This is a genomic window from Nitrospiraceae bacterium (assembly GCA_035623075.1).
Taxonomy (GTDB): domain Bacteria; phylum Nitrospirota; class Nitrospiria; order Nitrospirales; family Nitrospiraceae; genus DASPUC01.
The window spans coordinates 1-10,834 of the sequence record DASPUC010000039.1 but is presented as its reverse complement, the minus strand read 5'-3'; the positions used below and the strand labels follow the sequence as shown (position 1 = coordinate 10,834).

Sequence of the window (10,834 nt, the reverse complement as noted above, 5' to 3'; positions counted from 1 at the left end):
TGGCTGGTGGGAAATTCGCTCCTCTGTTTACTTTTCCCCTCCGCTTCCCGGAGGAGACCCATGCTCGGTGACAATGCCGACGGGGACCCACTTAAGACTCGACCTACAAAAATGCTGTGCTAAATTTGTGCTAAAACTTTTCAAAAAGGATAGAAGTCCTGGAATTCAATCGAATCAGTAGAAACTCCGGAATGCCTTGAATGACAAGGAAAAACGGGGAAACCTTCGCAAAATCAAGCCACTGTTAAAACCGATTCCATCGATCTTTTAAGGCGAGGGCCCTGGGTTCGAGTCCCAGGCGGCTCACCACTTTAAATCAATGGCTTCTGAACCCCACCCAAACTGCTTCCGATCGATTGTGCTAAATTTGTGCTGACTGCTCCAGGCTGAGGTTCTTCCAATTAAGCGAACCCCTTCCCGTAGGCTCTCCGGCGAGTGGTGCGCATAGCGCTGCGTCATCAGTCCGGTCTTGTGCCCAAGCAGCCGCTGCACCCGGTAGAGATCCAGCCCCCGTTGCACGAGCCGCGTCGCAAAGGTGTGCCGCAAATCATGAAAGCGACAATGCGCAATCCCCGCGCGTCTGACCGCCTTCCGAAATGCCCGGATCAAGTACCGAGGCTTGATCGGTGTCCCGGCCTGCGTCGGAAAGACCCACGCCGTTTTTGAGATACTTCTGGCGTACTTCGTCGCGAGTAAGTCAACGACCACCGTATTGAGCGGGATCGTCCGTCGAGTCCCGTTTTTACTCTGCATCACCAGAAGCGTCCCGCGTTCGAAATCAATGTCCGGCCACTGCAGCGCTAAGATTTCGCCTTGGCGCATCCCGGTATTCAGCGCAAAGACGATCACCTCTTGAAGCCAGTCGAAGGCCGCGGCCAGGAGCCGCGCCTCTTCCTGAGCGGTCAGCCACCGGTCCACTTCGTTCCGCACCGGCTCGAAGGAGACCCGCCGCAGGGGATTCTTCCGACACCACTCCCACTCCCGACTGGCGACATTGAAGGCGTGCCGCATCAGCCCGAGCTCCTTGTTGACCGTCGCAGGCTTGGCCATCACGCGACGCATGAGTTTGTACTCCGTCAAGAGCCGCGGCGTCACCTCGGCCAACGTTTTGTCGCCAAAGAAGGGGAGGAGGTGGTGCGCACACTGCGCATCCCGCTTCTGGCTCTTCGGAGCCTTGCGCACCGAGTATTCCGTCAGATACCGCTCCATTAACTCAGCGAAGGTCCGGTCCTGTTCCTCTAGCCGGTCAAAGAACCGGCCTTCGACGAGCGTGACCCTGATTTTCGCCAGGATCGCCTCGGCGAGCCGTTTGTCCGTGGTCCCCGTAGAGCGGCGGACCTGGCGGCCTTGATACATGAAATTCATCCACCAGACGTGATTGCGTTTCACGAGCCCCATCCAGTTCCTCCTTTCCGATGAGGCTTGATCTCGGTCTGGTTTCCCCGAGCATCACTATAGCCCGCACGCCAAGCTCTCGCAATCACGGTATCTGGTCGAGAGGGGTTCATGGGATCTACCTTCCTCTGTGATGGACTCTGGTATATCGCGGGCGAGCGAGGCAATCAAAAACCCGACAAGCCACCGGAGTGCGGATGTCGGGAATTGGCAGCCGGTGGGTCTGTCGCGGACCCTTACGCAAACAAGGGATGCATACGACCGACCATGGATCAGATCACTCCATAAAAGGATGCGGATGACCGTGACGGAGTCCGTCCAGATATTGATGCAGGTTGAGCGCGAACTCGGAGCGTGAAGCGCACACACTCATCCAGGACAAGCTAGCTTACGCGCGTTACGCAGCTTTACTCGCTCGGACGTGGGTGCTAGCTTATGCGGTTGAAGAGAATCACAGGCAAGGCAGGAGGTAAGAGGGTCTTTTATCGGTCTGTGCAAAAACCTGGGTCGATCCCGTATCGCAAATCCGAACATCTCATGATTCAAAATCATGAGTCTGACAGGTTCAAAAATAAATATTTTCGATGAGCCTTCGTGCAGAGGGTAGTCAAAGACTCAACATAATATAGGCCGATGAAGATTGACCGAGCAAACCAACGATATGAGCACTGGTTGGTACAGCGGATGCCTCTAGTGCCCAAAGATTTGCGTCTTAAGCATGCTTTGATGAAACGAGATGGTTTCTCCTTTCTGCGAGCCACCTTTTACCGATGGATGCAGAGATGGCCGGTTGTATGTGCGGACTTGGCCACGGCGCCGGTTGTATTGGCGGTGGGCGATTTGCATGTGGAAAACTTCGGGACGTGGCGAGACCAGGAAGGCCGCTTGATCTGGGGTATCAACGATTTCGATGAAGCATACAAACTGCCATATACCAATGATTTGGTACGGTTGGCCGTTAGTGCAAAACTGGCCTTCGAAGCCGACCAACTCGCTCTGAAGCCCAGGGATGCGTGCGACGCGATTTTGACTGGATACATGGAAGGACTGCGATTGGGAGGGGAACCGTTCGTCCTCTCCGAGCGTCATCCATGGCTTCGCGATATCGCCACCAACAGCCTCCGAGACCCGGTGCGGTTCTGGCGGAACATGCAGGCCCTCCCGTTGGTGAAGGGGGCGATTCCTCAAAGTGCACGAAAAGCTCTTCAGCAACTAATGCCGGAGCCAGGGCTCTCGTATCGTGTCCGGCACCGAGTGTCCGGATTAGGCAGCCTGGGGCGTCCGCGCTATGTGGCGCTCGCGGAGTGGCAGGGAGGGGCCATTGCGCGGGAAGCCAAAGCGATGGCTCCGTCAGCCTGCGTCTGGGCTCGAGATGGTGAAGGGGAGAGCACGATTCTCTATCAATCGATGTTGGATCACGCCGTGCGCTCTCGCGATCCGTTTGTGCAAATCCAGGGTGGCTGGCTGGTGCGTCGCCTCTCGCCCTACTGCTCGCGCATTGCGCTCGCCTCACTGCCGAAGAAGCGGGACGAAAACCGGCTGCTGTATGCGATGGGGTGGGAAACGGCCAACGTGCATCTGGGCAGTCAAAACATTCGACGCGTCTTACGCCGAGATCTGGCTAACAGAAAAGCCAAATGGCTTCGTGTGGCGACAAAGGCAATGACGAATGTGACAATGAGTGACTGGAAGGACTGGGTGAGAGGATAGATCGGTGTTCTGCTGGAGCATGAATTACGTTCGGTGACAAGGCTGTTCACAATCAGTTGGTTGTGGACATCCACGAGGTGACGCATAAGGCCTTGTAAGAGGGAGAGTTTTCGCACCAGGTAGCGGGACGGTTTTTGACCGTGACCCGGTTTGACTGATCCTGGGACGTCGACTAGGCTTGTTACATGCTGACGGATCGAAGCAGGCCCATCTTTGGCCTCACCATCTGGTGCCTCCTCGTGCTGTGGCTGTTCTTCGGCGGCCTGGAACTGGCTGAGCAGTTACATTTCGTTCCAGACACCGTCGCCGAAGACCAAGAGGATCAGGACCTCGACGAGGACGCACTCTCACAGCTCGCATCTGGGCTGAAGTCGGACGTAGCGAGTCTTGGTGCGCCTGACAACGCCGCTGTCATCATCGCAGTTGCCGACCCAACAGTCACGATTGCCTTCCCCACTGTCCATCAGCTTGAGCGGTTGATGTGGCACGGTCCTCCGTCCCTACCTCTCTACCAACAGCTGTCCGTCTATCGAATCTGATCCGCCTCCCGTTAAGTCGCTGAGCGGTCCAGGCGTGCTGACCTCCATAAGAGATCAGCCTCGCGCGGATTCCTTGCTGACTCCGTTTATTAGTACGGGAGGCTTCAATGAGGATATCTACCATCGACGTTCGTGTCAGTTCATTCGCCTGCTGGGTGGTCGCCACGGTGCTGACCGGTTGTGTCGCCTTCGAACCGGCCGTGCAATCTCCGGTGGAACATCTGCATGAGCGCCCCTCTGTGGCAATCTTGCCCTTTGGCTTCGATCTGGAGATCACCGAGCTCTCTGCGGTGAAAACGGTCGACGGCACCGTGTTGCCCGAGGATGCATCGACCCAGCTGGCTGACGCGCTCCGGGAGATTCAGCAGGAAGCCCGCTGGCTCCTCTTGAGCCGACTCGCCGCAGGCCAGGGGTTTTTATTTGTTCCGCCGGAGGAGACGGATGCGCTCGCTGAGGAACTCCAACTCAAACCCGGGGTCCTGCCGAATGCGGAGCAGCTTGCGGAATTCCGCCGTCGCCTGGGAGCCGACCTCGTCGTCGCCGGGGGTATTCTGGACTACGGGAAAATCCGCTGGCAGTGGATGGCTGCGGGGATGTTTGCCGATATGACGTGGGAGAGCGCCGCCATTGGTGTGGCGACGGCGTGGAATCCCGGGATCATCCTGGGGAACGTGGGCTATGAACTCCTCACAAGTACCCCCTTGTGGTTTGGCGGAGGCTATCTCTTCGGCGTGGCCATGCGCCCGGTGCGGGTGGAAGCCCGGGCGTTTGAGACGAGCACAGGCTATCCGATCTGGCAAGCGATGGAAGAGTCCGCGTACGCCTATGGAGCACTCAAACAGCTCCCGGAGGCGGTCCGCGAGAAGAAGGAGGTGCAACTGCAGCTCAACATGGCGGAGATCATGGAATCCTTGGGAGATAGCTTGACTAAGCAAGAATATCTGGCTTCGTGGTTCAGGGGGCAGCCGGAGTTCGCCCAGCGATAGTGATTGACCAATGGTGCGAGGCTTCTCGAAATCCGATTGTGCTCATGTTGTGCTCAATGCCACCACTAGCCAGGTTTCAGCTTGTGCCCAAACCTTTGCACGAATCGGTCGGAGTGCGTTCCCATAAGCTAGAGGGTTGCGGACACAGTTGAGCAAATGGTGCGTTTCTCCTTCCGGAACTCGAAGTTAGAGTTCGCAAAAGATCCGGTTCGGAGAAGGAGAAGACAGCTACCGATGAACTGAATCTCTTGACAAGTAACACACAGCGGGTAGATTATTTTATGTTATGTTGAAAATCTCTCCTATTCAGCGGGCTACGGGGCTGCTAGCAATCATATTTCTGTTGGGTGGGGTCTGCTGGCTGGACACCCTTGATCTGACCGATGACGTCCTGCAATCGCAGCCGCTCATGTTTGGGCTTCAGGTCATTGAATCTGAAGAAGAAGATCGAGATTTGGTCTTAAGTTCTGTCAGTGGGGCTCTGGCCGTCTGGTTGGTCTCGACGGTTGGATTGTCATTACATAGCCCACCATTTCCTCTAGCTCGCTTGGTGTCGCTAGTATCCGATCGACCGCTTTATCAGAGTTTTTGTACCTACCGGATCTGATCTACTTCTCACCGAGAAGACTCCCTCTTCTCTGGTTCTCCTTCAGCAAGCGCTAAACATCTCCCGGAGATGGGCGTCAGGTGCTTGGCGCACGACTTCAATTTAGTCTCGTCCCTGGTCTTCCACGTACTGAAGGCCTCAAGACGAGTACTGGGTCACCTGGCGCGTATCGTTAAACAGGAATAATTGGTATGGGCATCAAAAGGAAAACTACTGTAATCGGAGCTGCAACTATGGCGGCTGGACTCTTGATCGCGTTGGATGTACCCGCACAACTCGTCAAGGGGACAGTGTATGCCGCAACAGCAGCGGTTGGGTTCCTGATCACGTTTGGGGGATACTTCACCGGACTTTCTGATAAGCCGCTGAAGGAAGGTAGGGCGGCCTCCGCCCTCATGATTGCGGACGCTACTCGATCCCCGCACGCGGCTCCACCGCGTCCCTCTGCCGATCCGTTGAGTGCCCAAAGCGTCGAGTTGTCTCCGTCGGAGTTCGAACGCTTCCACGTCGAACCAGTCGGGGAACGAGATTTCAGTATCCAACGTGAGGCCGTGGGCAATATCGCGTTTAACGACTATCTCTCAGTCCCAGTCTTTCCGCCCTTTCAGGGCAAAATTATCAGCCTGTTTGCCAATGCTGGCGATGATGTGGAGAAGGGCGCATCCCTTTACACCATTGATAGCCCCGATTTGGTACAGGCCGGGTCCACTCTTATTTCTGCCGCGGGAGTTGTCCGGAATACAACCCGTGTATTGGAACGCGCCAAGAAACTGTATGCGGTGCAGGGAATCCCCCAAAAAGAGTTGGATCAGGCCATCTCCGATCAGCAAGCGGCGGAGGGCGCCCTGAAGGCAGCCCGTGATGCCCTGCGCATCTTCGGCAAGACCGATGCGGACATCGACCGCATCATCGCCTGGCGCAAGATCGATCCCGTGTTGGTTGTGCGTAGTCCTATCACGGGACGGGTGGTCGCGCGGAATGCCGCGCCTGGCCTCTTCGTCCAACCGGGCAATGCTCCCGCACCCTACACCCTGTCCGATGTCTCAACGATGTGGATGGTGGCGAATGTGGCAGAGACAGATTTTCCGTTTCTCCGACTGGGAGAGGAAGTGGACGTCATGGTGAAGGCCTATCCGAACCGGGTGTTTCGCGGAAGGATCGTCAATATCGGAGCCTCCGTGGATCCGACCACACATCGCGTTTTAGTGCGCTCAGAAATTGATGACCCGAAGCACGAACTCCGGCCCGGGATGTTCGCGACCTTCGTTATTCACACGGGTACCGCCATCAAATCTCCTGCTGTCCCCCTCAACGGCGTCGTGCGCGAAGGCGATGGATCGATGACTGTGTGGGTGACGACGGATCGCAAGCGCATGGTGAAGCGGACGGTGACCGTTGGCCTGCAGCAGGGTGGATTCGCTCAGATCCTCGGGGGACTGCAGTCCGGGGAACTGATTGCTACGGAAGGGGCACTCTTTCTCAGCAACGCCCTGACAGAGGTGTCCCGGTGAGCTTTGCCCTGATCAACATGACCACGCTCAAGATGGGAGGACGGTCGTGCTGAGAGCCCTCCTGACCTTCGCGCTGTCCCGCCGACCGATCATTCTCCTCGGCATGATCATCCTACTTGGTGGTGGTCTGATTGCATTTTCGAAGCTCAATATTGAGGCCTACCCGAACCCGGCACCGGTCATCTTAGAAATCACCGCCCAAGCACCGGGTGTGTCCGCCGAGGAGATGGAACGCTATTACACGATTCCGATGGAAGTTGGTCTCGCCTCCACTCCGGGAGTCGAGGTCATTCGTTCCACTTCGTTCTACGGGCTGTCGTTCGTCCGGGTCCGGTTCAAGTACGGTGTGGATTATTACTTCGCCAAAATGATGGCGTCGGTCAACCTGCAGCAGAACGTCAATCTCCCCAACAATGTATCGCCCACCATTCAAGGGTCGAGCTTGGTCGGCGAGATTTTCCGGTATGAACTTGTGGGGCCTCCGCATTTCGGGCTAACCAATCTGCGCACCCTGCAGGACTGGGTGCTCCAACGTCGGTTGCTCACGGTGCCTGGTGTGGTCCAGGTCGTGACGTGGGGGGGGACGACAAAGACGTACGATGTGGAGGTCGGCCTCCACAAGCTGGATGCCTATAGCATCACGTTGCCACAGATGCTGACGGCCATTGGCAACGCCAATATCAATGTCGGCGGCAGAACGATCAATGTGGGAGAGCAATCCGTTAACGTTCGCGGCGTCGGCTTGATCGGCGCGGCTCATGATCCATCAGGACTCGGAACAGGGGGCGATCAGGCGAAGGTGGAGGATATCGAGCAGATTGTGTTGAGCGTCCAAGCAGGCGGCATCCCGGTGCTCGTCAAGGACGTGGCGAAAGTGTCTGTAGGCTACTTGCCTCGGCTGGGGAAGGCCGGTCGTGACGAGAACAATGACGTGGTCACGGGGATCGTTGTCATGGATCGGACGCTTCACACCAATGATGTCGTGGCTCGTGTCCAGGCGGCGATCCAGAAGCTGAACAGCGATGGCACCCTACCCCCCGGTGTTCACGTCGTCCCCTTTTATGACCGGGCCACGCTCGTCTCTGTGACCACCCATACCGTGGTCCACAATCTGATCTTCGGCTGTCTGCTGGTGTTCGCCATTCAGTGGATGTTTTTGGGGAATTTCCGGAGCGCCATTATCGTCGGGGCCAATATCCCGTTCGCCCTCCTGTTTAGCGTCATGATTCTGTATGCCATGGGGGAATCGGCGAATTTGCTGTCGGTCGGTGCGGTCGATTTCGGCATCATTGTCGATTCCTGCGTCATCCTCGTCGAAAACGTTTTCCGCAACTTTCAGTTACCTGAAGACCAGCAGCGCGCGTTCTTGAAGGATCATGGCGCACAGCGAATGGGATGGTCAGAGCGGATGCAGATGATTTACGCCGGGGGCCTCCAGGTGGAGAAGGGGATTCTCTTCTCCACGGCGATTACGCTGGCCGCGTTTGTTCCGTTATTTACCATGCAAGGCGTCGAGGGACAGATTTTTAGTCCGATGGCTCGGACTTATGGCTACGCCTTGGTGGGGGCGCTGCTCGCAACCTTCACCGTGACCCCGGTTTTGGCGTCGCTCCTGCTGCCGGCGCATGTTCGGGAGACCGAAACCATCGTCGTGCGGGCGCTGCGCGCCGTCTATCAGCCGGTCCTACACTGGGCGTTATCCCGGCGGACGATCATGGTCCTGATCGGCATCGGGTTCCTAGTCAGCGCCGTGTTACTTGTTCCACGGCTCGGCGGGGAATTCCTGCCGGTCCTCGAAGAGGGCAACCTCTGGATTCGTGTCACGATGCCTCCGACGATCTCGCTGGAAGCCGGCATGCCCAAGGTTGACCGCATGCGCCAGATCCTGCTCAGCCACCCCGAAGTCGTCACGGTAGTCTCTCAGCACGGCCGACCGGACGATGGCAGCGACGCCGCGGGCTTCTATAACGCCGAGTTCTTCGCGCCGCTCAAGCCCATGGACCAGTGGACCCCTGGGCTCACGAAGGACAAGCTGATCGAAGACATCCAGAAGGAATTCACCGATGATTTCCTCGGCATTACCTTCAACTTCTCACAGTACATTCAGGACAATATCCAAGAGGGCCTGTCGGGCATCAAAGGTGCCAATTCGATCAAGATCATTGGTCGCGACTTGGCAACACTCGAACACATCGCGACGCAAGTGCTGAGCGTCATGGATCAGGTCAAGGGGATCAGTGATCTCGGCGTCTTCCGGGTGCTGGGACAGCCGAATCTCAATATTACCGTGGACCGCGAGAATGCAGCCCGATATGGCTTGAATGTGGGGGACGTCAACACGATGGTCCAAGGGGCGTTAGGTGGCGCGCAAGCGACCACGGTCCTGGAAGGCGAGCGTCAATTTGCGCTACTCGTCCGCGTGGCACCGGAATACCGCGCCAGCTTGGAAAAGGTGCGCGGGATCAAGGTGGGATTTCAGACCAGCAGCGGCCCCAATGCCTACATTCCGTTGAGCGAGCTCGCGACGATCACCTTGGACACTGGTGCCTCGTACATCTACCACGAACGCAATCAGCGGTTTATTCCCATCAAATTCAGCGTGCGAGGTCGTGACCTCGAGGGAGCTGTGGCTGACGCAGAGGAGCAGATTGCGCGCAAGGTCAAGCTTCCAGAGGGCTATCGGATCGAATGGGCCGGGGAATTCGAGGAACTGCAGCAAGCCAAGAAACGCCTTGAGGTGATCGTTCCGCTCAGCCTTGTGCTGATCATGGTCCTGTTGTATGGCCTGTTCAATTCGGTGGGGGACAGCCTCCTCGCGCTGGCCGGCATCCCCTTCGCAGTCGCTGGGGGGGTGCTGGCACTGTTTGTCACGGGGCTCCATTTCAGCATTTCCGCTGCGATTGGGTTCGTGTCTTTGTTCGGCATTTCAGTCATGGACGGCATCCTGATGATCACCTATTACAACGAGGTTATGCTGAGAGGCGGCCTGAGCAGCCTCGAAGGCATGTTCCACGCCGCCTCCCAACGCATGCGGCCGATGCTGATGACGGCATTGTCAGCCTGCATCGGCCTGTTCCCAGCTGCAATCTCGACCGGAATCGGCAGCCAAGTGCAGCGTCCATTGGCCACAGTGGTCGTCGGTGGGTTGCTGATCGGTCCTCTTATGTTGCTCGTGGTTGTGCCCCCATTGCGTCTGATGTTCCTTGGTCGGGATGATGGTAGCGCCGCGCCCCAAGGGCAGAGTCCCACGACGCCTGGCTGAAAGGAATGAGCGATGATTGGGAATTGGACGCGGAAGGATGCTGAAGTGGCTTATTCGTCTCGGAAGGGAGGAGCCTTGCGATATCTTTTGGTGATTGTTATGGCCTGTGTGATGACGGGGTGTGCCGCCGATGTTGTTATGCGGAACCCGCGGACAGACGAAACGGTGACATGCGAAGCGAGCTTTAAGGGATTAAACCCGTGGTCGCAACAGGAAACCTGCATTGCTGATTATATCGAGCGAGGATGGATTCGCAAAGACTGAGGTTACTTATGATGGGGAGCCATGAGAGGATTATTCGCTCCTATGCCTGGTTGAAGCCTATGCCTAGTGCGGGGTCTGCATTAGTCACCTTGCTCCTGCTTGTTGGCTGTGCAGTAGGGCCAGATTTTAAGCGTCCCGAAGCTCCCGCCGTCGATCGTTATACACGCGACCCGTTCATGACGAATACGGTGTCCGCCGACATTGCGGCCGGCGAAGCCCAGCGCTTTGCCCTTAACCAGGACATCTCATCGCAGTGGTGGACGCTGTTCCAATCACCGGAGCTGAATGCGCTAATCGACAAAGCACTGGCGGCCAGTCCCACCGTCACAGCGGCGGAGGCAGCACTGCACCAGGCCATCGAACTTGTCCGCGCGCAGCAAGGATATTTCTTTCCCACTGTCGATGCGAACCTCACCCCCGGCATGTACCGGTCGTCACCGGCTACCTCGCCCCTGTTGAGCACGCCCTCGACGAATTACAACCTCTATACATCCTCGTTTCCGGTTGGCTTTGTACCGGATGTGTTCGGTGGCAATCGGCGGCAAGTGGAATCGCTGCAG

9 protein-coding genes are annotated in these 10,834 nt (G+C 57.1%); 8 read left to right on the top strand and 1 reads right to left on the bottom strand.

Translation table 11 applies throughout. The features are described 5' to 3' along the window. Positions 1-303 precede the first annotated feature (303 nt). Entirely contained in the window at positions 304-1,398 is a 1,095-nt protein-coding gene (locus VEI50_12995) for a tyrosine-type recombinase/integrase (GenBank protein ID HXX76039.1), read from the bottom strand. Between the two features lie 108 nt (positions 1,399-1,506). Here VEI50_12995 and VEI50_12990 point away from each other — a divergent pair, with 108 nt between their 5' ends. The 8 genes from VEI50_12990 to VEI50_12955 all read left to right on the top strand — a co-directional run. After that, entirely contained in the window at positions 1,507-1,683 is a 177-nt protein-coding gene (locus VEI50_12990) for a hypothetical protein (protein ID HXX76038.1), read from the top strand. 345 nt (positions 1,684-2,028) lie between these two features. After that, the gene (locus VEI50_12985; protein HXX76037.1) at positions 2,029-3,105 is read left to right on the top strand and encodes a DUF2252 family protein; all 1,077 of its coding nucleotides are present in this window, start codon (positions 2,029-2,031) and stop codon (positions 3,103-3,105) included. A gap of 185 nt (positions 3,106-3,290) precedes the next feature. Further along, the gene (locus VEI50_12980) at positions 3,291-3,644 is read left to right on the top strand and encodes a hypothetical protein (GenBank protein ID HXX76036.1); all 354 of its coding nucleotides are present in this window, start codon (positions 3,291-3,293) and stop codon (positions 3,642-3,644) included. 107 nt (positions 3,645-3,751) lie between these two features. After that, positions 3,752-4,630, top strand: coding sequence for a hypothetical protein (locus tag VEI50_12975; GenBank protein HXX76035.1), 879 nt, complete (start codon positions 3,752-3,754; stop codon positions 4,628-4,630). A gap of 798 nt (positions 4,631-5,428) precedes the next feature. Next, on the top strand, positions 5,429-6,748 hold the full coding sequence (locus VEI50_12970) for an efflux RND transporter periplasmic adaptor subunit (GenBank protein ID HXX76034.1): 1,320 nt from the start codon (positions 5,429-5,431) through the stop codon (positions 6,746-6,748). A 46-nt stretch (positions 6,749-6,794) separates the two neighbouring features. After that, entirely contained in the window at positions 6,795-10,010 is a 3,216-nt protein-coding gene (locus tag VEI50_12965; GenBank protein ID HXX76033.1) for a CusA/CzcA family heavy metal efflux RND transporter, read from the top strand. Between the two features lie 12 nt (positions 10,011-10,022). Beyond that, entirely contained in the window at positions 10,023-10,274 is a 252-nt protein-coding gene (locus tag VEI50_12960; GenBank protein ID HXX76032.1) for a hypothetical protein, read from the top strand. A gap of 8 nt (positions 10,275-10,282) precedes the next feature. Next, positions 10,283-10,834, top strand: a 552-nt coding sequence (locus tag VEI50_12955) for a hypothetical protein (protein ID HXX76031.1), incomplete at its 3' end; no start/stop codon positions are given.